The 20,641-nt window shown below is 55.6% G+C and carries 19 protein-coding genes; 7 read left to right on the forward strand and 12 right to left on the reverse strand.

The window, feature by feature from the left end; genetic code table 11:
- Positions 1 to 3 precede the first annotated feature (3 nt).
- Entirely contained in the window at positions 4 to 1,053 is a 1,050-nt protein-coding gene (locus tag Q1B46_RS19585) for an aromatic ring-hydroxylating dioxygenase subunit alpha (RefSeq protein WP_299950941.1), read from the reverse strand.
- 95 nt (positions 1,054 to 1,148) lie between these two features.
- Positions 1,149 to 2,102: a LysR substrate-binding domain-containing protein gene (locus tag Q1B46_RS19590; RefSeq protein WP_299950944.1), complete on the reverse strand. Its 954-nt coding sequence runs from the start codon at positions 2,100 to 2,102 to the stop codon at positions 1,149 to 1,151.
- Positions 2,103 to 2,173: 71 nt separating this feature from the next.
- Here Q1B46_RS19590 and Q1B46_RS19595 point away from each other — a divergent pair, with 71 nt between their 5' ends.
- The 3 genes from Q1B46_RS19595 to Q1B46_RS19605 all read left to right on the forward strand — a co-directional run bounded on the left by Q1B46_RS19595 (position 2,174) and on the right by Q1B46_RS19605 (position 4,681).
- Complete coding sequence (locus Q1B46_RS19595) at positions 2,174 to 3,259, forward strand: hypothetical protein (RefSeq protein WP_299950947.1); 1,086 nt, start codon at positions 2,174 to 2,176, stop codon at positions 3,257 to 3,259.
- A gap of 156 nt (positions 3,260 to 3,415) precedes the next feature.
- Positions 3,416 to 4,360: a fatty acid desaturase family protein gene (locus tag Q1B46_RS19600; protein ID WP_299950950.1), complete on the forward strand. Its 945-nt coding sequence runs from the start codon at positions 3,416 to 3,418 to the stop codon at positions 4,358 to 4,360.
- Between the two features lie 3 nt (positions 4,361 to 4,363).
- Entirely contained in the window at positions 4,364 to 4,681 is a 318-nt protein-coding gene (locus Q1B46_RS19605; RefSeq protein WP_299950953.1) for a non-heme iron oxygenase ferredoxin subunit, read from the forward strand.
- Positions 4,682 to 4,688: 7 nt separating this feature from the next.
- On the opposite strand, the gene Q1B46_RS19610 is transcribed toward Q1B46_RS19605, so the two are convergent.
- The 4 genes from Q1B46_RS19610 to Q1B46_RS19625 are packed head-to-tail and all read right to left on the reverse strand — an operon-like array spanning position 4,689 to position 8,085.
- A complete protein-coding gene (locus Q1B46_RS19610; protein ID WP_299950956.1) occupies positions 4,689 to 5,570 on the reverse strand; it encodes an amino acid ABC transporter permease in 882 nt (293 codons plus the stop codon).
- 54 nt (positions 5,571 to 5,624) lie between these two features.
- Positions 5,625 to 6,458 carry a transporter substrate-binding domain-containing protein gene (locus tag Q1B46_RS19615; RefSeq protein WP_299950959.1) on the reverse strand — a complete coding sequence of 278 codons (834 nt, stop codon included), beginning with the start codon at positions 6,456 to 6,458 and terminating at the stop codon, positions 5,625 to 5,627.
- Positions 6,459 to 6,494: 36 nt separating this feature from the next.
- Positions 6,495 to 7,337 carry an amino acid ABC transporter permease gene (locus Q1B46_RS19620; protein ID WP_299950962.1) on the reverse strand — a complete coding sequence of 281 codons (843 nt, stop codon included), beginning with the start codon at positions 7,335 to 7,337 and terminating at the stop codon, positions 6,495 to 6,497.
- A 1-nt stretch (position 7,338) separates the two neighbouring features.
- A complete protein-coding gene (locus Q1B46_RS19625; protein ID WP_299669299.1) occupies positions 7,339 to 8,085 on the reverse strand; it encodes an amino acid ABC transporter ATP-binding protein in 747 nt (248 codons plus the stop codon).
- 206 nt (positions 8,086 to 8,291) lie between these two features.
- Here Q1B46_RS19625 and Q1B46_RS19630 point away from each other — a divergent pair, with 206 nt between their 5' ends.
- The 3 genes from Q1B46_RS19630 to Q1B46_RS19640 are packed head-to-tail and all read left to right on the forward strand — an operon-like array spanning position 8,292 to position 10,870.
- The gene (locus Q1B46_RS19630; protein ID WP_299950966.1) at positions 8,292 to 8,870 is read left to right on the forward strand and encodes a peroxidase-related enzyme; all 579 of its coding nucleotides are present in this window, start codon (positions 8,292 to 8,294) and stop codon (positions 8,868 to 8,870) included.
- An 11-nt stretch (positions 8,871 to 8,881) separates the two neighbouring features.
- Positions 8,882 to 9,469, forward strand: coding sequence for a helix-turn-helix transcriptional regulator (locus tag Q1B46_RS19635; RefSeq protein ID WP_299950969.1), 588 nt, complete (start codon positions 8,882 to 8,884; stop codon positions 9,467 to 9,469).
- Between the two features lie 12 nt (positions 9,470 to 9,481).
- On the forward strand, positions 9,482 to 10,870 hold the full coding sequence (locus Q1B46_RS19640; protein WP_299950972.1) for an MATE family efflux transporter: 1,389 nt from the start codon (positions 9,482 to 9,484) through the stop codon (positions 10,868 to 10,870).
- Here the strand turns inward: Q1B46_RS19640 and Q1B46_RS19645 are convergent.
- From Q1B46_RS19645 to Q1B46_RS19660, 4 genes are read right to left on the reverse strand one after another with little or no spacing between them, the layout of a single operon-like run.
- Positions 10,851 to 12,089 carry an FAD-dependent oxidoreductase gene (locus tag Q1B46_RS19645; RefSeq protein WP_299950975.1) on the reverse strand — a complete coding sequence of 413 codons (1,239 nt, stop codon included), beginning with the start codon at positions 12,087 to 12,089 and terminating at the stop codon, positions 10,851 to 10,853. The genes Q1B46_RS19640 and Q1B46_RS19645 overlap by 20 nt on opposite strands.
- Before the next feature lie 11 nt (positions 12,090 to 12,100).
- Positions 12,101 to 13,114: an Ldh family oxidoreductase gene (locus Q1B46_RS19650; protein WP_299669309.1), complete on the reverse strand. Its 1,014-nt coding sequence runs from the start codon at positions 13,112 to 13,114 to the stop codon at positions 12,101 to 12,103.
- A gap of 60 nt (positions 13,115 to 13,174) precedes the next feature.
- Positions 13,175 to 14,695, reverse strand: coding sequence for a trimethylamine methyltransferase family protein (locus tag Q1B46_RS19655; RefSeq protein WP_299950979.1), 1,521 nt, complete (start codon positions 14,693 to 14,695; stop codon positions 13,175 to 13,177).
- A 15-nt stretch (positions 14,696 to 14,710) separates the two neighbouring features.
- Positions 14,711 to 17,164, reverse strand: coding sequence for an FAD-dependent oxidoreductase (locus tag Q1B46_RS19660; protein ID WP_299950982.1), 2,454 nt, complete (start codon positions 17,162 to 17,164; stop codon positions 14,711 to 14,713).
- A gap of 275 nt (positions 17,165 to 17,439) precedes the next feature.
- Here Q1B46_RS19660 and Q1B46_RS19665 point away from each other — a divergent pair, with 275 nt between their 5' ends.
- The gene (locus Q1B46_RS19665; RefSeq protein WP_299950985.1) at positions 17,440 to 18,333 is read left to right on the forward strand and encodes a LysR substrate-binding domain-containing protein; all 894 of its coding nucleotides are present in this window, start codon (positions 17,440 to 17,442) and stop codon (positions 18,331 to 18,333) included.
- A 55-nt stretch (positions 18,334 to 18,388) separates the two neighbouring features.
- Here the strand turns inward: Q1B46_RS19665 and Q1B46_RS19670 are convergent, their stop codons facing one another.
- Entirely contained in the window at positions 18,389 to 19,321 is a 933-nt protein-coding gene (locus Q1B46_RS19670) for a hypothetical protein (protein ID WP_299950988.1), read from the reverse strand.
- Positions 19,322 to 19,327: 6 nt separating this feature from the next.
- Positions 19,328 to 20,641 carry a TRAP transporter large permease subunit gene (locus tag Q1B46_RS19675; protein ID WP_299950990.1) on the reverse strand — a complete coding sequence of 438 codons (1,314 nt, stop codon included), beginning with the start codon at positions 20,639 to 20,641 and terminating at the stop codon, positions 19,328 to 19,330.

A 20,641-nucleotide genomic window follows, 5' to 3' on the forward strand; every position in this document is an offset into this window, starting at 1 on the left:
AGTTCAAGCTTGCCGCACAGCGTCTTCCGGCACCGTGGCCTCGGCCTCGATCGCCCGATCCAACACGCGCCTATATATTTTGGCCCCTGCATCCAGACCCAGATCGATATGCGGTGTCTGAGCATGTTTCATGCCCTTGTGCACTTCTTCCAACACTTCTTTGTCCTCAAGAAATGCCATCCGGGCACCGTCATTCATGAACTTCGACACCTCCGCGTTGCCGGGGTAAGAGTTGCGATGTTGGAACCAGAAATACCTGGTCTGATCCTCGTTGATCGGGGTCATGAAATTGTATGAAATATTGATGAAGGTCTCATCGACCGGATCTTTGTCATAACCACCGGTGCCAACTGGCGTATAGATGGATTTGTTCAGCCCAATTGCGGGCAAGCACATCTCGTAGTGCTGCAAGCGATCACAATCGCCTTCGAACGAGACGAGCTTGGCATAATAGGGCGATGGTGGCTTGTTCTCGATCCAGCGTGAAACGACGACGCCACGGTCCGTCTTTTCAACATTCAGTGGCTCTTCATCGGTCCCTGCCCCCGCAAACGAAGATACGTGAACCCAGGCCACGTGGCTGGGGTCGAGCAAGTTGTCGCAAACCCAAAGATAGTGACACTCAATATCCATCACCCCGCCGTCAGTCATGCCCCAACTGGAGTTATCAAAGTTCTCGATCGGGAAAATCAGATCTGGATCGGCCAGTGCGGGATCACCCATCCAAATCCAAAGAAAGCGATATCGATCAACGACAGGATAGGACTTCACGACCGCACGGCGTGGCGTCATTCCACGCTGTGTTGGGCTGTCCGTGCATTGCCCTGAGCAATCAAAGGTCAATCCGTGATACCCACACTCGACAGTGTCCCCGATCAGGTTCCCTTTGGACAACGGCAGTTTGCGGTGTGGGCAGGCATCTTCCAACGCAACGGGTGTGCCATCTTGCTGACGGTAAAGTACGACATTTTCACCCAGAAAAGTTTCGGCGCGCAACTCACGGCCAATATCTTTGCTCCATGCGGCGACATACCAACAATTCCTGAGGTACATGGGTTGCTCTCCTTATCAATCAGGTGGCTGGGGGCATTATGGCAGCGCATGTCCAATACGCCATGCCGGAATTGTAATATTAAATATAAGGAGGGCTAATTTGAATTTAGCCCAAGTGGCGGCAAGTCAGGTTGCGATGCGGCTTCTGCCTTTATCCAGTTCAAAAACTCGCTAACCTTTTGACTATCCTTGGTTTCAGGGCGTCGGACAAGCCAGTAGGACAGAGGCGAAGAGGTCAGCTCTGCAAACGGGCGAACCAGTCGCCCATCACACAAGGCGTCAATCACCAACGGCTCGCGCCCCAATGCGACACCCAACCCCTCAACAGCTGCCTGTATCACCATATTCGATTGCCCCAAACGACGCGTGCGCAATGGCGAGGGCATGGTTAAGCCCGTCTCCCGCGCCCAGAATTCCCATGTGGGGCTGGATGCACCATGGTGGAGGTTTTCATCAACAAGCAATGTATGCTGCGTCAACTCCGCAATGCTGGTCAACTTGGGTGCAAGTGCGGGGGCGCAAACGGGAAACAGCCTTTCTCGCATCAGCAAATCGACTTCCAATCCCGGATATTCTCCTAGCCCATAGCGGATGCCGATATCAGAATCTGCGCCGGAAAAGGGAGAATAACCAGTATCCGTGGCAATCGAGATGGAAAGATCAGGATGCGCTATATCAAAGTGCAATAGCCGTGGAAACAACCAGTTAAAGGCGAACCCCGGCAGGCATGAGATCACAATCGTCCGATCCGAACGCGTTCGGTCGCGTAGTTGAGCACACACATCCGATATACGGCCCAGACCCTCTGCAATTGCCAACGCCAACTGCTCGCCTTCTCGGGTTGGTCGCGACTGCCGCGCACCGCGCACCAACAGGTCCCTGCCCAACCACTCTTCCAGCGCCCTTACATGCTGACTGACCGCACTTTGACTGACCCCCAACTCATCAGCAGCGGGGGAAAAGCCGGAATGGCGTACGACGGCCTCAAAGGCGCGCAATGCGGAATAGGGCAGGTTCAGGATCATATTAGTCACTCTAATGTGAGCCATTATCACTTTCAAATAGATTAGTTGCAGCGCTCGGCCTTACATTTGAAGCACTAAGCAATCAGGAAGTGTCGATGTCTGATATGACGCCAGAGCGGGGCGCTCAAAATCTATTGATCAACTGCGCCTGCGCAACTGCGGGTGACAAGCTGCTGATTGCCTATGAACCACCAGAGTTTGGATATTTCGATGCCGACAGCGTAGACGTCGTCAGCCGCGCCGCCCATAAACTTGGATTGGTTGTCGATACGGTCGATGTAGGTTTCAACCCTGACAATCCGCATTTGGCACCTGAACTTCTTGCACGCTTCGAAGAAGCTGACATAATTCTATTCCTCGCCAGGCTAGGGGATCAGTTGCGGTTTTCAGACATGCCCCAAGGCAAGAAGATCATCGTCAGTTTTGCCTTATCCAAAGATATGCTGGGCTCGGGTTTTTCCAATGGGCATCACGACGCGTTCATGGAGCTTAAGGCCGATATCAACGCGCTGCTGGATGCATCGGATGAAGTACGCCTTACCTGCCCGTTGGGAACCGATGTGCGCGGCCGACCGATGATGGACCTGCAACCGTCAGGTGACACCTCAATCCTGCGATTTCCAATGTCCGTCTTCACACCAGTTCCAGCATACAGTTTTTCCGGTCGGGTGGCTGTCAGCTTTTTGACTGGAACAGGTTCGAAATACTACGACGACTACACGATTGAATTTGACCGCCCTGTGTTTGCCATAATGGAAAACGGGCGGTTGCTTCGCTTCGATGGAGATCCTGCAAACGCCGCGAAGGCCGAGGCACATTATGACCGGGTCGCCCGTCAGTTGGGTATTGATCGCAATTTCGTACACTCCTGGCATGCAGGCATCCATCCGGGTTGCGGCTATCCCTGGGATATGCGTGACAACTATGAACGCTGGGGCGGGTCTGCTTTCGGCAATCCACGCATTTTGCACTTTCACACCTGCGGCGCTTATGCGCCCGGTGAAATCAGCTGGAACGTCATCGATCCGACAATCGAGGTCGACGGGGTGACCTACTGGAACAATGGTGTTTTTCATGCGGATCGACTGCCCAATGGGCGATCTATTCTGAATAGATTCCCCTGCGCCGCCGGCCTTTTCGAATACCCGGACCCTGACATCGGATTAAGAGCTGCAAGCTGATCAATCACCGCTTGATCGAATCATCGTCTGTCGAAATAATCTATTGTTAATAGGGCCTGTTAGAGTCGGCCCTATGGTGCGGAGCACTCCCGTCTCCGGTGCCGGACCATGCGCAGAGGGCAATGCCCCCGCTCCGGCAAAAATCATGGAACTCACATGTCACAAGCTATCGTCACGCCGCTGACTCAAGCTCTGGCCGAAGGAAAACTGACGCGCGAAGACCTCAAAGGATTCATGCAACGCTCGAACGGGCCCGGGTTGCGCCACCTCGCGATTTGGGTGTTGGTGCTAGCTTGCACAACAACACTGATCACGCTTGCCTGGAACAGCTGGCTGATCTGGCCCGCGATGTTTCTGCAAGGCGTCGTCCTAGTACACCATTTCTCGCTACAACATGAGTGCGTCCACTATACGGTGTTTCGCACCCGCTGGCTGAACGATCTGGTCGGACAAATTTGCGGGTTGATCATCATACTGCCGCACCGGTTCTTTCGCTACGAACATTGTGATCATCACACCTACACCCAACTGACCGGCGAAGACCCCGAACTGATCCCTTTGCCCAAAACGCTTGGCGAATATCTTCTCTATCTGTCTGCACTACCCTATTGGCGTGGAAAGTTTACCGAGCTGTTTCGGCATGCCTTTGGAAACCTAAGTGAAGCTGAGCTGCGCTTCATTCCTAAAGAAGAGCATCAATCGGCCTATTGGGACGCGCGCCGCATGCTGGCCATTTACGCCGCGATCATTTTAGCCATGGCCATCACCGGGTGGTGGGGGTTGGTCTGGTACTGGATCATACCCCTTTTTCTGGGTGAACCGGTGATGCGCTTTGTTCGCATGACAGAACATGTCGGACGGCCCACAGTGGCACAGATGTCGGAGAACACGCGCACCAATCTGGTTTCAAAGCCGATGTCCTTTTTGTGCTGGAACATGAACTATCATGCCGAGCATCACTATGTCGCCTCGGTTCCGTTCCACGCTTTGCCCCGTCTGCACGAGAAGCTGAAGGACCACATATTCGTTGAAAAGGGCGGATACCTTGCCGCGCATCGCGACATTCTGCGTCAAATCATGCAGCGCAAAACGAGGGCTTGAGTGATGAAAGCCGAAAAACCGTGGCGCGATGTGATTGAAGTATCAAAGCTGGAAGAAAACTGGGTCACGCGGGTCGCAATCGGGCCGCGATTGATAGCCGTGTACGATACGCCCAGTGGTGTCTACGCCTCGTTGGCATTGTGCAACCATGGTGGGGCTGATCTGTGCGATGGCTACTTCGACGGTCACGTGATCGAATGCCCGTTGCATCAGGGTGCGTTCGATGTCCGCGACGGCAAGCCGGTTTCAGCCCCGGCGACCCGGGCCATGCGGGTATTTGAAACGCGGGTTCAGGACGGAATGGTTCAGGTCCGAATGTGACCTGAACCTAACGCTTGTCGGATCGTTTCTCGAGGCGCGCGAAGATGCGGCTGAGACCGAAGCAGACAATAAAGTAGAATGCCGCAGTTGTGATCCAAGCCTCAAATATCATTCGGGACGAGGCGACCAGTTCGACGGTTTTGTAAGTCAGCTCCTGCACCGAGATCAGCGACAGGATCGAGCTGTCCTTGATCAATGAGATGAACTGGTTTGCCAACGGTGGCACGACCTTTTTCATCGCCTGCGGTAGCACCACATAGCGCATTTCCTGAAGGCGACTCATCCCGATCGAGCGCGCAGCCTCGCGCTGACCCTTCGGGATGGACTGAATTCCGGCGCGAACGATTTCACCTACAAAGGCACTTTCAAACAGGGCCAAAACGATGACACCTGAAACCAACGAAGGAAAGCGCCGCATTTCACCAAAGAAGAAGGTCCATATCTGGTTATCTTCCTGCCGTGCAATGCCGCGTGCCCAGCGTTCAAGGTTCAGTGCGTCGATCAGTTGTTGAGATAGGAAAAAGAAGAAAATGAAGACGACGACAACCGGAGGCACATTGCGCAGAAACTCCAGATATGTACGCGCCAGCATCCGGATCGTCAGGTTGGCCGAGCAGCGCGCAACACCCAGAATTGTGCCGAGAATCAATGCCAAAATACCGGAATAAATGCTGATACGAACCGTTGCAGCCAAGCCTTGCAGCAACAAGTTGGCAAAATACTCTTCGCGCCCGGAATGCCAGCCAACGATATAGCCTGGGATCAGTTCCCAACGCCACTTGTAGTTCAGCGTACCTTCGATCGACAGCCAGATATACCCGAAGAAGGCAATCAAAACCGCGGCGATCAGATAATCAGGCCATCTGAGTTTTTTGAGAAATTCCTGCACCGAGGCGCTCCGCATCAGGACCGGGGGCAGTGGGCCCGCCCCCGGTTGGTTTGATTATTGTGCGACCTGGTCTGCCCACTCTTCGGTTGCAAACCAGTAATCATGGCGCTCTTTCAGCCAACCAGAGCGCCAGTTCTGTGCAATCCAGTTGTTGAAAAAGTTCATCGCGTCCGGATCACCTTTTCGCATACCAAACGCCTCGCCACGTGGATCGAACAGCTCTCCTTCAAGCACTATCAGCGTTTCAGGATTGCGACCGGCCTCGCGGTTCGGGGTTGGCTGCGACGCCATGGTGGCGTGGGCGTTGCCATTCAGAACTTCTTGGGTTGATGCACCGTCCTCATCAAACAGCAACAGGTTGGCTTCGGGGAACGCCTTGGCAATCACGGTGGCCGGTGTCGCACCCCGACGCGCCGCAAAGGTAACATCTGATGAGTTCAGATCCTCGCGCGACATACCCGCTGTCAGCTCTTTGTTGGCCAGAATAGCTAGGCCCGAGAAGGCATAAGGATCAGTGAAGTTGATTGTCAGGTTTCGCTGCGCTGTCACCGACATCCCCGAGATGATCACATCGAAATTACCGGACACAAGCGCCGGGATAATCCCATCCCAAGCGGTCGGAACAAATTCGACCTCGACGCCCATGTCTTCGGCCAGCTTGCGCCCGACATCCAGTTCGAAGCCGATCAGATCACCGTTCTTGTCGCGCATCGACCATGGCACGAACAGCGACAGACCAATCCGGATCACTCCATCCTGTTTGATCGTTTCAATCACACTTTCGCGGGACAGATCCTGGGTCGCGCTTTGGGCCCAGCCTGAGGTCGCCATGCCTGTTGCCACGACCGCGCCCAGGGCTGCCCCGAGCATTCTGCGAGATAGCTTCATCTTGGTTCTCCTTGTTGTCCGGTTAATTTCTTGTGGTTATTGGTCGACAGCATATTTCTTCTCCAGATGACTTACGCCGATCGACAGGATCAGGGTCACCACCAGATAGACCAATGCGATGGTGAACCAGATTTCAAAACTCATGTAGGTGTCCGAAATGATGTTGCGCCCAAAGGTGGTAAGCTCAGCCACAGCAATGACGCTGACGATTGCTGAAGACTTGATCAGGTGAACCACCTCACCCGTCATGGGCGGCAGCATAAAACGGACAGATTGAGGTAGAATTATATACTTATAGGTCTGATAGGGGGTCATCCCGATGGATTTGGCCGCCTCCCATTGACCGGTCGGAATCGCATTGATCCCAGCCCGCAGGATTTCGGATATCAGGGCCGAGTGAAAAATCGCCAGCGTCAGTATACTTGCGGTATATCTATCAAAACTGAAGATCGGACCCAGCACATAGTAAAACAGATAAAGCAGAACCAGCAGAGGGATGTTTCGGATCAGTTCGAGGAATGCAACGGCGACGGCGGACCCAACCACCAATCCCGACAGTCGCAACAATGCGACCAGCAATCCGATGGCAGTAGCCAACAGGAACGAAGTGACGGATAGCTTGATCGTGGCGACCAACCCGATGGGAATTTCACCCCATTCGAACCCGATCTCGGTATTGCGGTACAGGAATTGCGGGACCCGGTACCACTGCCAGTTATACCCCATGCCCTGCGCGCCAGCATACGATCCATAGGCAATCAGTCCGATAACAACCGCATAAATCGCGATTGAAACCAATGTCGAATCAAAAAACCGCTTGTAAAAAGGCGGTTTCGGCAGCGGCTGTCCTTTTCCCCGAGTTATGCCCAGATCGGTCATGTCAGTGTTCCAGTATCTGGTTCAGGAACAGGCGACAGCGTTCGCTGGATGGGTTGGTAAAGAACTGCTCGGGGGGAGAGATTTCAACAATCTGCCCGGCCTCCATGAAGACCATGGTATCGGCCACCTTGCGGGCAAATCCCATCTCGTGTGTGACTACGACCATGGTCATGCCAGTCTCGGCCAGCTCAACCATCACATCCAGCACCTCATTGATCATCTCGGGATCAAGCGCGGATGTCGGCTCATCAAACAGCATGATCCGGGTTTCCATGCACAAAGACCGGGCGATGGCGACGCGTTGTTGTTGTCCTCCCGACAGTTGCGCGGGGTACTTCTCAGCCTGTTCGGGGATGTGAACCCGATCAAGATAATTGCGCGCGGTTTCTTCCGCCTGTGTCTTGGAGATCTTGCGAACTTTCATCGGTCCGATCATCAGATTCTCAAGCACGGTCAAATGCGGAAACAGATTGAACTGCTGGAATACCATCCCAACCTCCTGCCGCAGTTCCCGGATTTCCTTTGCGCCGTCATAAACTTCGATCCCGTCGATCACGAGGCGGCCCGAGTTATGCCATTCCAACCCGTTGAAACACCGAATCAGCGTGGATTTTCCCGATCCTGACGGACCGCAAATCACCACCTTCTCACCCTGTTGAACAGTTAGGTCGATATTCTTGAGTGCTTGGAAAGCGCCATAGAACTTATCCAGATTGGTGACTTCAATCATGGGGGTGGGCTGTGTCATGCCGAACCTGTCGATTTTCGGGTCAAGCGCGTAAACTGACCCTTGAAGTTGTGAGTGGAGCAATCTGGCAAAGCTTCAGAATCCTCAAATCTGTTGCGCGCTAATCAATATGGTTGCTTAATGTGCAATATTCGTCAATAAAAAACTCACTGGCTGCGAAATGGCCGCCCGGAAGTTTGAACAGAAAGCTATGGAAGGAAGCGTGAATGTCTGCTTGGATTCGGATGATACCTGACGAAGATGCTGACGCGCATTTGAAGGCTACCCTGGATCTCGCACGCACGCCTCACGGCACCGTGGACAACGTGATGCGTGTACATTCGCTGCGCCCCAACACCATGAAAGGTCACGTTATTTTGTATCGGGCCTGTCTGCACGACGACGCAAATACTGTGCCCATGTGGTTTCAGGAGGTCATCAGCTCATATGTATCCACGCTGAACGACTGCCCCTATTCTTATGCCAACCACTGGGCAAACGCCCGGCATCTGATTGGTAATGAAGCACGCGCAGACGCTGTTGAGGCTGCGTTAAAGGCCCATAGCCCGAAAGATGCATTTGAAGGCGCAGAGCTGGCCGCACTGGACTACGCGGAAAAGCTGACGCGGTCGCCGGGGACAGTAGTCGAATCCGATGTAGCCGCCCTGAAAGAGGCAGGCTGGAAGGACGGTGAGATCCTCGAAATCAATCAGATCGTGGGGTATTTCAACTATGCCAACCGATTGCTGAACGGGCTGGGTGTCACAACAGAAGGAGACGTCGTGGGCTACTATGCCGAAGAATGACGGAATGTATCATGCAAGATGACACGCCGGGAAGACAGATTGATCGGGCCATAGGCTCCTCGCTGAGGGAGTTGCGCCAGAGTCGGGCGCAATCCGCCCGTCGATTAGCCGAGCAGTCAGGTATTTCGGCGGCCATGGTCAGCCGCATCGAAAATGGGCTGGTCTCCCCGTCTATCGACACGCTGGCAGCACTTGCTGAGGCGCTTGAAGTGCCGATTGTCTCATTGTTTCGCGAGGCGCGGACAGATCATACCGACTATACGCTGGTGCGCCATGGGCAAGGGCTGAAGTCCACCCGATTGGCGGGTGGTCATTCGCACGAATACGTCAACCTTGCGCTGCATTCCCGCAAAGATCTGCGCTTTCAGGCCCGTCGCGTAAAGCTCCTGCGGGACGAGTGGCGGCCGCCTACATATGTCGGCCATGGTGTCGTCTTTGTTCAGGTTCTCGAGGGGCAGGCCAGGTATCGTTACGGCGAGGCTCAATTCACACTTTCAGCAGGGGACAGTATCAGCGTTGACGCAGAACTGAACCACGGCTTCGAAGAAGTTTTGACACCCGAGTTCGTCTTCCTGACCGTTCAGGCCGAGCGACCCTAGTGGCTTACTGACATGGCCGACCCCATCGAAGTTGATCTAACACGCGGGCCGATCTCAACCCATTTTCGAACCTTGGCCATCCCTGCGGCGATCGGAATGCTGTTCAACACGCTCTACAACGTCGTCGATATATTCTTCGCCGGTCTTCTCTCAACCAGTGCTCAGGCTGGATTGGCGTTAGGTTTTCAAGCCTTTTTCATTGCCATCTCGGTCGGGGTTGGACTGGGTGCCGCGATGAGCGCGTTGGTTGGTAACGCATTGGGAGCTGGCGATAATCGCGCGGCGCGGCGGTTTGCGGCACAAGGGATGGTCTACGGCGTCATCGCAGCATGTGTTCTGGCGCTGGCCGGGCTCTGGTATGGCCCGGCACTGATAAATCTGGTGTCGGAACCAGGCGCGTATCGCGATGCAGGCCTTCGCTACTTCTACTGGCTGTTGCTGGCCTTGCCCGGTTTCCTGCTCGCCTTTGGGTGCAATGGCATTCTTCAGGCACATGGGGATGCGGTTTCAATGCAGCGCGCACTTATCGTTGCGTTTTTCGCCAATATCGGTCTGAATCCGCTGTTGATCTATGGCATCCCGGGCTTGATCCCCGGCATCGGGTTCGACGGCCTCGCCCTGTCGACGGTGATCAGCCAGACGGGCGTGATGATATTCATGATCCGGCAGGTACTTGGACGTCGTAGAATGAGGCGCATGCGGGCTCGAAACTTCATCCCACGCCTGCTGAGGTTTAGGGAAATCTCGGTTCAGGTTCTGCCCACGGCCACATCGTTTATCGTGATGCTCCTGTCAGGATTCGTCATGCAGTTCGCCCTGAAAATCTTTGGAGAGCACGCAATCGCTGGCTTCGGCGTTGCCATTCGGTTGGAACAGATTCTGTTGCTGCCTGTGCTGGGTGTTACCGGTGCCCTGCTGCCCATCGCCTCCCAGAATTTCGGAGCGCGTGATTATGCAAGGGTGCGCGAAGCCCTGTTTTATTGTTGGAAAATCGGGTTCATCATGACCGCCATCGCAGCCCCGATCCTGTGGATATTTGGCCGCCCTTTGCTGGGCCTGTTCACCGACGATCCCGAGGTTATCCGCGTCGGGCTCAGCTATCTGCGCGTCGACAGCCTGGTACTCCCATTCTACATGATGCTGTTTTCGATCAATTCGCTGCTGCAAGCCCTGAAGCGACCAATCTGGACGGTGTGGATCAGCCTTTACCGTCAGGGATTTGGCGTAGCTTTCTTTGTCTGGATTTTCATTGGGTTGCTTGGCTTCAGCGAAATCGGTGTCTGGTTTGGAACCGCTTGCGCGGTGATCACGGGCTGGATGATCGGGCTTTTGGTGGCGTCACATGTCGCCAAAAAGGAGTTGGGAGGACTTTGGTCAAAGCCTAAAACCGATCAGGGCTGAAGGCCTGAATATCGATGTCCGGGGCCTTGCGCACGATCACATCTGCAACAATCCGCGCTGTAGTGGCCCCCAATGTCAGGCCAAGCTGACCGTGACCCGTGGCAAAAGTAACATTGGCCAAGCGTCTGCTGCGACCAATGATCGGGCGCGTGTCCGGTGTGAAAGGACGGCGGCCCATCCTGCGTTCGGTTTTCTCGATATTCAGGCCCGGCAACACGCGATGTGCACGTTTGACCAATATATCAGCGCGGTTCCAGTTGGGCGCTGCCATCAGGTCTGCAAATTCCGCGGTTCCGGCCACGGCCAGAGCATCCTGATAAGGTGTGATACCAAACCCGCCCTTTGCATAAAACACCGTGTGGCGCAGATTGATCCCACTGTCATACAGAACGGTCGAATATCCGATTACCCCTTCCATCTGCAGGGCAACGCCTAGCTTCTTAGACAAAATCCGAGAGTGCATTCCTGCAGCGATGACAAATTCGTCGGCGCCAAGCGTGTGTCCGTTCTGAAGTCGCACGCTTTGGACAGTTCGATCATCTCGTGCAAATTCGACGGCCGCACCCGCGACAACGACCCCGCCCCGGCTGGCAAAGTTCCGCATCAGAGTTTCGACCAACAGCTTTGGTTCGGTCACGAAACTCCAGTCTCGTAGCAGGGCGGCATGTTTGAAATCGGGTGCAATCGCGGCGTCGATCTCGTGCGCTTCATGACCAGATATTTCGTCAATTGTGCAACCCAATTCACGCGCCAGATCAAAGGCTGCGCGCATTGTGGCGAGGTCATTATCGTCGTCGAACAGCTTAATGACCGGCCGCTCGACCAACAGGTCCGGGTGGCCAATATCAACAAGCTGCGCCTTGAAATCTGCGGTGGCGACAAATGTGAGCCGTGCTAAATCGGCGGCTATCGTCCGCATTTTTGAAGGACGTGCATTGGCCGTAAACCGCGCAAACCAAGGCAGCAACTTTAGGGCCGAGGCCGGGCGCAGAGAAAGCGGAGCCTCGGCATCCAGCAACCAGTCCGGCACCTTCATCAGCATCCCGGGTTGCGACAGAGGCACAATCTCGCCCACTGCGATACACCCGCAGGAAGCCCAACTTGCGCCCTCACCCACAGGCCCCGGCTCCACGACAGTAACGTCGTGCCCATTGGACTGCAGCGTCAGTGCGCAGGAAACCCCAACGATGCCGCCACCGATCACAACCACCCGAGACATACTTGGTACCTTTATTGCAGTTCGCGCAGTTGCGCCATCAACTCGGCAGTGACGCGTACGCCATTTGCCTCTGCGGCGGCGCGGTTCTTCAATCTGCCATCCCCTGGAACACGCGCCTGCCCATTGCCTTCAATCTCGGCGCAGATACGCTGAACGTAATCTTCGAACGCTGCGTTGCCGAACCGCGCGGGATCAATCGCGATCAGCGTGTTACCGCCCTTGATGTTCAATGCGCCATGCGCCTCACGACTGGCGTTATCGACGGACAATGTTCCGCCAGCCAGAGCGGCCCCAAGAACTTCGATCAGAAATGCGATCGCAGCCCCCTTGTGTTCGCCAAATGGCAGCAGACTGCGGGTTTCCAGAATGGCGTTGGGGTCATGTGTAGGCTGGTTGTCTGGGTCGAGGCCGGCGGGAAGCGGCAGATCATGCCCTTCAGCGGCGGCCATCTTAATATCCATCAGCGCGACCATTGACGAAGCCTGGTCCCAGACAACCGGTTCACCCCCCGGTCGTGGGCACGCAAAAGACATCGGATTAGTGCCGAAAACGGGCCGTACCCCCCCTTGCGGCACCACCATAGCAAGTGAATTCACAACGCCCAGTGCCACCAATCCAGCCTCGGCCAACGGACCGGTATCAAACCGCAACGCCCCCAAGTGGTGACAATTGGAACAGGTGAACGCGGCGATCCCATTTTCGTGCGCCATCGCAATGAGCTCGCCCCGCGCCTTGGCAGCCACGATCTGGTAATAGCCATTGTCACCATCCCCGCGCAAAACACCCGTAGCGATCCGTTCAACGCTGGGATTGGCGGTAGGGTTGGCATAACCTGAAGAAAAGCTTTGCGCGTAAACGGGCAGCATTCTTAATCCGTGGCTACGCGGCCCGTCGCGTTCTGTCATCCTTACGAGATCGGCCAGAACCGCACTGCCATGTTCATCCATGCCCCCGGCCACAAAGACGGATTTGGCCAACTCTCTGACCTCGTTGAGTGAAAGCGTCGTCGTAGAGTTATCGGTCATTGGTTAATCCGGTTCTTGGGTTTCGAAAACGGGCAGGTCAGCGCCCGCATTCTGGATTTTTTAGGCGCTGTATTCCACCCGTTTTCTGGCGACAAATTCATCCAATGCGCCGCGCTTATCGTCCGGCATTGGTGGCTGCACATAGGTGCTGAGCATACGCTGCGCCTCTTCCGTGCCAACGGTCTCTGCGGTTTTTGAACCTTCTGCTTCCCACTGCTCAAAACTGTCATTGTTTTGCAAGTGGTTCATATGCATCGGGTTCTCGCGCGTATGATCAGTGCCCAAGAAATGCCCACCTGGACCGATCTGATCAATATCGCTTAGAAGCGCACCCAGGTCCTCATCCTGCAAACCGGTGAAGAAACGGTGGAAGTTTTCCAACTGCAACGTGTCCTGCACCCATTTCGAGTAACTGACCCCAAGCGCACCTTCAAGAAAGCCCGCCGCATGGACAATATAGTGCGCACCACCCAGCAGCACCGGCCACATGGTGTTTGCGGTATCGAACGCGGCCTGCATGTCCGGCGACTTTGATCCGGTCCACATGGTACAGGTCCGCCAGGGCACCCCGTAGAACCGCGCCATTTGGCCCACCAGCAAGTTCATCAGACCAGGTTCCGGAGAGCCCATCATCGGTGCACCTGTCTTCATCGAAACGCCCATGATCGCCACACCCAACACCATCGGTGCGCCGCGCCGGATAATCTGGCTATAGGCCATACCCGCCAGCGATTCTGCGATCAGCAACGCGACACCTCCCTGCGGGCTGGCGGGCGTGCTGGCCCCAGCCAGCACAAAGGGCGATAACAGACAGGGTTGGTTGGCAGCGGCATAGACGCGCAAGCTTTGCAGCATGGTCTCATCCCAGACCAGCGGTGTGTTGCAGTTCAACAAGGCGGCCATCACGACATTTTCGTCAACGAAGTCCGCACCGAACACGATGCGGGCCATCTCAACTGAATCCAACGCCGCTTGCTCTGACAGGACAGAGCCCTTGATAGGCTTGTCAGTCAGCGTCAGCGCGGCGTGGACAAGTTCCAAGTGGCGCAGCGGAACCGGAACATCCTGCGGTTCTACGGGCAGGATACCGGGCACCATCATCGACTGGCTCATTTGGCTGAGCTTGAAGAAGTTTTGCGCATCCTCCAACACCGACGGGCGGCGCACCCCATCCAGTCCATAAACAAAAGGCGCGCCATAGGCGTTGGCGAAAACCGAATGCTGGTGCCCCACCCTCAATGAGCGATCCGGATTGCGCGCCGCATAGCCCCATTCCGAAGGTACAGCCGAGATCAGGTCCATCAGCATCTCGCGACCGATGCGGACCCGTTCGCCTTGCACATCCGCGCCATATTTCTTCCAATCTGCCAGAGCGAGCGGATCGCGAAACTCGATTCCTGTGGTTTCCAGGATCGTCATTGCGGCGTTGTGGATCTTTTCGACGCCCTCCGGGCCGAGCAGATCAATCGGGCCGATCTTGCGAATTAGCGTCGACAGGTAGACCGGGGCCGGGTTGGTACGGGCTTGAATCCGTGCCGCACGTCCACCGCTTCGGCCTGAGCGCGCTCTTGCTTCTGCCATCTCAATTCCTCCGGATCAGGTGCGCGCACGGGCGCTGGTGGGGTCAACGGCGCAGACATCGATCACTTCGGCATCGCGCAATTCATTGTGGATCAAAACCTGCATCTTGGTGCCCGGAGCCGTCATTTCTTGCGGCACCAACGCCATCGCGATGTCGTGGTTACAGTAATAGGAAAATCCACCCGAGGTGACGCGCCCGATCAACTTACCATCGGCATACACGCCCTCGTCGAACATCACCGAGGTGTCGCAGAACGGCAGTTTCAGCGTTACCAAACGGTTATAGTTGCCCTCTTCCTTCTGCTTCAAAAGTGCTGCTTTGCCGACGAACTCACGCTCGGCCACCTGCCCACCAATCTTTTCGGTCATGGCAACGAAGCGATCGAGATCAGCCTCATAAGGGGTCAAGTCTTTGCAAATCTCGCGATTGATGGCGCGATAGGATTTTTCGAGGCGCATCGACTCCAGCGCCTCAAGGCCGAACGGTTTGACACCGACCTTCAACAGCAAGTCGACAAGATGGCGATTATACCCGACCGGGTGGTGCAACTCCCACCCTAACTCACCGGTGTAAGAGACACGCAGCAGATGCACGCCTTTGGCATAGCCCACCTCACCAATTTGCGCCGAAAGCCATGGAAAGGCTGCATTCGAAAGGTCGTTGTCGGTCAGCGGTTGCAGGATTTCACGGGCCTTTGGTCCGGCCAACGCGATCACGCCCAATTGCTCTGAGATATCCTCGATCACAACTGACCCGTCACACGGCAGCACGCGCTGCAGCTGGTCCCAATTGTAGGCCCGCCAGTTTGGGGTTGAGATTAGATAGAAGTCATCCTCGTCGTAGCGCACGATAGTGTATTCCGCATCCATGCCGCCCTTGTCGTTCAGCATCAGCGACAGGGTCATGCGGCCTACTTTCGGCAGTTTGTTGGCCATGATGCTGTCCAACCACTGTGCAGCCCGCGGTCCACGCACAGTGAACTTGGTCATCGGCGACATCTCGATGAAACCCGCCTCTTCGCGGGTGCGACGCACCTCTTCCTGCACCAGTTCCATGTGATTGGTGCGGCGAAAGCCGTGTTCGGGGATCGCCTCTTCTGGTGATTTGGCAAACCAACGCGGGAATTCGTAGCCGTTGAAGCTGGTCCAGACCGCGCCTTGCGCTGTCAGCAGGTCGTATGAGCCCACGGTCTTCATTGGTCGCGCTTCCGGGAAATCCTCACCCGGCACATGTGCTTCCATGTGGGTGCCCCAGGTTTCGCGCACTTTGTCCATCGTCCAGCGTTTGGAGGCGTAATCTGAAAACCGGCGCGGGTCGAGTTCCGACATGTCCATGCCTGGATTGCCGTTGACGATCCACTTGGCCAAACGGTTGCCTACGGTGCCGCCCCACAGAATACCGCCGGGCATACCTTCGGCTAACCACAGGTTCTCATGCCCGGGTGCGGGGCCCGCCAAAGGCAGCTCGTCCGGTGTCATCTGGAATGGACCGCGGGTATTGGCCTTGATGCCGACCTCACCCAAAGTCGGCACCCGTTCGATGGCACGCTCCCATTGGGTTTCCACTGCATCGAAATCCTCGGGCAGCAGATCCGCGCCAAATTCCGGTGGCACGCGATCTTCAGCAAACAGTTTGAGGTCTTTGGTAAACTCATAAGGCCCGAACTGGATGCCCCCAACATCTTCGCGCAGATACGCCCCGTAATCCTCATCTCGCAGGATCGGGAATTCTGGCAGACCTTGCGCCCGTCGCTCTTTCAGCAGCGGCACGGTCTCGGTCGTCCAGTATTGGTGAACGATTGGGATACAGGGCAGATCCAACCCCACGCGGCGCGCGTTTTCGCGGGCATAATTGCCGGTGGCAAAGATCAGGTGCTCACACGTGATCTCACCCTGATTGGTGGTTACTCTCCAGTTGCCATTATCTAGCTTCTTATAAGCCTGAGCTTCAGTGTTCTGGTACACCTTGGCCCCCGCGTCGCGCGCCAGCTTGGCCAGGGCCATGGTGATATCTGCCGGGTTCACGTAACCGTCTTCAGTGTGCAGGATTCCGCCGCGAATGTCCGGGCTCTGGTTCAGCAACGGGTGGACTTCGGCAATCTCTTCCGGTGTCAGCAACTTACAGGGTACGCCTGCGGCCTCTGCGATCGATATATAGGATTGGAATTCGTCCCAGCGCTTTTCGGTGTTGGCCACCCGCAGCTGGCCCACCTTTCGCAGCCCGACAGAGTTGCCCATCTTTTTCTCCACCTCGCTATAGATGCGGATGGTTTCCATCGTCATCTTCGACACGTTGTGAGAGCGTACAAAGGTCACCAACAGCCCCGCCGCATGCCAGGTCGAGCCCGAGGTCAGCGTAGTCCGCTCAAGCATGACCGCATCGGAACATCCATGCTCGGTCAAACCATAGAGGATTGATGCCCCGACGCAGCCTCCCCCAACAACCACGACTTTCGCATGTGACTGCATTCTGAAGCTCCTTCAAATTGTGCTCAACCAACCGGTGATCGCAGTGGGCGACGGAAGACCAGCATGTGCAATTTGCTCGGTACCCGCCCCCAACGGCTTGGGTTTACTGCTTGATCACACATGGATCGCGTCTCAAACGATTGTCTGAAATTTTCATCTTGAACTGTTGGGAAGCAATTGCAAAAAGATTCATGTTGCATAAGGTGAGCTAAGCCAACCTGCGACGAGTAGCTCGTATATCATTGGCTCATCATACCATCACAGGTCAAACCATCTTGCTCAACCGTCCCTATGATCTTCCACCAGTAAGTTCGCTTATCAGCTTTGAAGCTGCCGCGCGACATGTGAGTTTCAAGACGGCCGCCGAAGAACTTAACGTCACGCCCGCCGCGATCAGCCATCAGGTCAAAGCGCTTGAGAATGAGCTGCAATGCGCGCTGTTTCTGCGCCATCATCGCGGCGTGGAACTGACCGAAAGCGGCGCTTATCTGCTTGTTGCGCTGCAACGTGGTCTTGAAGGCATCAGCGAAGCCCTTGGGCAGTTGCGCCGCCAGTATGACAGAAAAGGCGTTACAATCCGCTCGACCACGGCTGTCAGTTCACTCTGGCTCACGCCGCGTCTTGCCCAGTTCTGGAAGCGACACGGACATGTTTCCGTGACGCAGGTAGTAACTGACCTCGGCATCGATACTTCGAGATGCGACCTGAGCATTCACTATGGCGATTCCAGTCGTGAAACGGGCATCTTCAAGACGCTGTTTCACGACAACATCATGGCATTGTGCAGCCCCCGGTTCGCGGAACAGAACCCCATTGAACGCGTTGAGGATTTCGCGCGCGTGCCCCTTATCCATCTTGATGCTCCAGACACCGGCTGGACTGACTGGCGCGCGTGGACCCGCAAGCTGGGATATGACGGCCCGCTGAATTCGGCACATCGTGTCAACAACTACACGATTGCCCTTCAGGCCGCCCAGGACGATATGGGCGCGGTTCTGGGCTGGGAGGGTCTGACCTCGGACCTGATCAAATCGGGGAAACTGGTCAGGCTATTGCCGCAGACCACATCATCGCAGTTGGATTTCTACGTGAAATTACATAACACCTCATCCGATCGCGCAAAGCTTGTGTTCAAGTGGCTTAGTGAGGCGGCCGACGAAACCGGCTGAGACAACGAACATCGCTTGGTTAGAAAGCAAGGGCTCTTGAAGCGCAGGCATCAAGTCATCCGATTGAACTTTTCTGCAGATAAAGCCGGCGCATGATCAAAGGCGTTAGGTACATCGGAATCTGGTAGGCGCCGATAAACACCATAATGGGTGCGGTCACTTCAGGCGGTAACGCCACAAAGAATATTGCGGTGTTTCGGTTTCCAGCAATCAAAGAAACTGCAATTGCCTCGGCAGTGGGCAGCCTGCTTCGCGTCAGATGAAAAGAAACAACCTGAGCGCCAAAATTGATCAGGCAGGCAAATACGATCCAGAACAGCGCGACTGCGGGCTCTTGAAGAGCGGTTGCACTCACAGATGGCATTAATCCAACCACAAAAACCGCAAGCGTGATTGTCGCTGCACCTTCCAGATTTATAAGCGTCGACTGTGATGGTTCGCGAAGCACGGTTCGGCGCAATGCGACCGCTGCAAGAATTGCGATTACGATCGTAAGAAATAGGCGAAGCGAGGTCATCAGGACAGCCTGGATGTCACCCAATTCTGGCATCAACCAGAAGATTGGCAGGGCGGTAAAAGGCAGAACAGCAGTTCCAACCACGACCAGACGCATCGCATATTCCGCAGGATACCCCATCATTAGACACATATTAGGGCTGCCGGAAATCGAAGGCGCAGCGGCCACGATCAAAAGCGATAGAAAAACCGGAGCGTTGCTCCAGCCAGCGGCAAATCCCACCGCAGCCACAAGCAAGGGCATAGCCAGTTGGAAGGCCAGAATCGTGCCTGCGACCTGTCGCAGATCAGTTAGCGAGCCCACGATGGCACCCGGCTTCATTCGAAGCAGCGTCAAAAACAACAAGATCATGACCAAGGGCGGCAAAAACGGTCGCATTGGTTCGGCCAATCCCGGCAGCAAGAGGCCAGCCACCAACCCCAAAATCAATACGTAAGGGCCGTGTCGTGCTGCAAGGTGGAAAGGGTTCAATGCCCGCTACCCACCGGGGCTCTGACGCAGGTTCTCAGGCAACCACGTAGCCAGTTCCGGGAACCAGATCAGCACGAACACCATCAGCACCATGATCAGGAACATCGGAATTGCGGCGCGCGCAATATAGCTCATCTCATGGTTGGTCATCCCCTGCATCACGAACAGGTTGAAACCGATGGGCGGGGTGATCTGCGCCATCTCGACGACGACCACGATGAAGATACCGAACCAGATCAGATCGATCCCTGCGTCGCGGATCATCGGTTCGACAACAGCCATGGTCAGCACGACCGAGGAAATTCCATCAAGGAAGCAACCCAGAATGACATAGAAAACCAAAAGGACCATCAGCAGTTCGAACCGCGTCAGCTCCCACCCCGCAATCAGGTCAGCAAGCCCGCGCGGCAAACCGGTGAAGCCCATCGACAAAGACAGGAACGCGGCACCTGCCAAGATCAGCGCGATCATTGCGCTGGTACGGGTCGCGCCCATCAGGCTTTCGGTGAATGTCTTCCAATTCAATGAGCCCTGCCCTGCGGCCAGTAACAGGCTCCCGATCACGCCGAAGGCGGCGGCCTCGGTCGCTGTGGCATAGCCCAGATACATGGATCCGATCACCACCGTGATCAGCAGGATAACGGGCAAAAGGAAACGAGAGTTTCTGACTTTTTCTGAAAAGGTCAGCTTACCTTCATCGTTTGGGTTCCAGTCTTTGCCAATCTTGGAATAGATCGCGACATACCCCATGAACATCGCCGCCAGCACGAGGCCAGGTAGAATACCGGCAAAGAACAGTTTGGTGATCGATTCATTGATCGTCACCCCATAGACGATCAACGTCAACGACGGCGGGATCATCAGGCCCAGCGTGGCCGCACCCGTCAGCGTGCCGATGATCATACGCTCAGGGTAGTTGCGCTTGCGCAGTTCCGGGATCGACATCTTTCCAACCGTGGTCAGGGTTGCCGCAGAGGACCCCGAGACCGCAGCAAACACTGTGCAGCCCACAATATTCGTATGAACCAACCCTCCGGGCAGCGGTGCCATCCATGGCGACAAGCCTTTGAACATGTCCTCTGATAATCGCGTTCGATAGAGGATCTCACCCATCCAAATGAACATCGGCAGGGCGGTCAGAGTCCAGGAAGAGGACGATGACCAGATGGTCGTGATCATAACATCGCCCACGGGGCGCGTGGTAAACAGCTCCATCCCGACCCAGGCGACGCCCATCAAGGCCAACCCGACCCAAACGCCAGAGCCCAAAAGGGTGAATAGGACGAAGAGAAAGAGGATGATGACGGATATGTTTTCCAT

The sequence above is a fragment of the uncultured Ruegeria sp. genome, assembly GCF_947500045.1.
GTDB lineage: Bacteria > Pseudomonadota > Alphaproteobacteria > Rhodobacterales > Rhodobacteraceae > Ruegeria.

Excerpts from the sequence above, each read along its gene's own strand:
- Q1B46_RS19585 (WP_299950941.1), bottom strand. The coding sequence starts at position 1,053 with ATGTACCTCAGGAATTGTTGGTATGTCGCCGCATGGAGCAAAGATATT.
- Q1B46_RS19590 (WP_299950944.1), bottom strand. The coding sequence starts at position 2,102 with ATGGCTCACATTAGAGTGACTAATATGATCCTGAACCTGCCCTATTCC.
- Q1B46_RS19595 (WP_299950947.1), top strand. The coding sequence starts at position 2,174 with ATGTCTGATATGACGCCAGAGCGGGGCGCTCAAAATCTATTGATCAAC.
- Q1B46_RS19600 (WP_299950950.1), top strand. The coding sequence starts at position 3,416 with ATGTCACAAGCTATCGTCACGCCGCTGACTCAAGCTCTGGCCGAAGGA.
- Q1B46_RS19605 (WP_299950953.1), top strand. The coding sequence starts at position 4,364 with ATGAAAGCCGAAAAACCGTGGCGCGATGTGATTGAAGTATCAAAGCTG.
- Q1B46_RS19615 (WP_299950959.1), bottom strand. The coding sequence starts at position 6,458 with ATGAAGCTATCTCGCAGAATGCTCGGGGCAGCCCTGGGCGCGGTCGTG.
- Q1B46_RS19620 (WP_299950962.1), bottom strand. The coding sequence starts at position 7,337 with ATGACCGATCTGGGCATAACTCGGGGAAAAGGACAGCCGCTGCCGAAA.
- Q1B46_RS19625 (WP_299669299.1), bottom strand. The coding sequence starts at position 8,085 with ATGACACAGCCCACCCCCATGATTGAAGTCACCAATCTGGATAAGTTC.
- Q1B46_RS19630 (WP_299950966.1), top strand. The coding sequence starts at position 8,292 with ATGTCTGCTTGGATTCGGATGATACCTGACGAAGATGCTGACGCGCAT.
- Q1B46_RS19635 (WP_299950969.1), top strand. The coding sequence starts at position 8,882 with ATGCAAGATGACACGCCGGGAAGACAGATTGATCGGGCCATAGGCTCC.
- Q1B46_RS19640 (WP_299950972.1), top strand. The coding sequence starts at position 9,482 with ATGGCCGACCCCATCGAAGTTGATCTAACACGCGGGCCGATCTCAACC.
- Q1B46_RS19645 (WP_299950975.1), bottom strand. The coding sequence starts at position 12,089 with ATGTCTCGGGTGGTTGTGATCGGTGGCGGCATCGTTGGGGTTTCCTGC.
- Q1B46_RS19650 (WP_299669309.1), bottom strand. The coding sequence starts at position 13,114 with ATGACCGATAACTCTACGACGACGCTTTCACTCAACGAGGTCAGAGAG.
- Q1B46_RS19655 (WP_299950979.1), bottom strand. The coding sequence starts at position 14,695 with ATGGCAGAAGCAAGAGCGCGCTCAGGCCGAAGCGGTGGACGTGCGGCA.
- Q1B46_RS19660 (WP_299950982.1), bottom strand. The coding sequence starts at position 17,164 with ATGCAGTCACATGCGAAAGTCGTGGTTGTTGGGGGAGGCTGCGTCGGG.
- Q1B46_RS19675 (WP_299950990.1), bottom strand. The coding sequence starts at position 20,641 with ATGGAAAACATATCCGTCATCATCCTCTTTCTCTTCGTCCTATTCACC.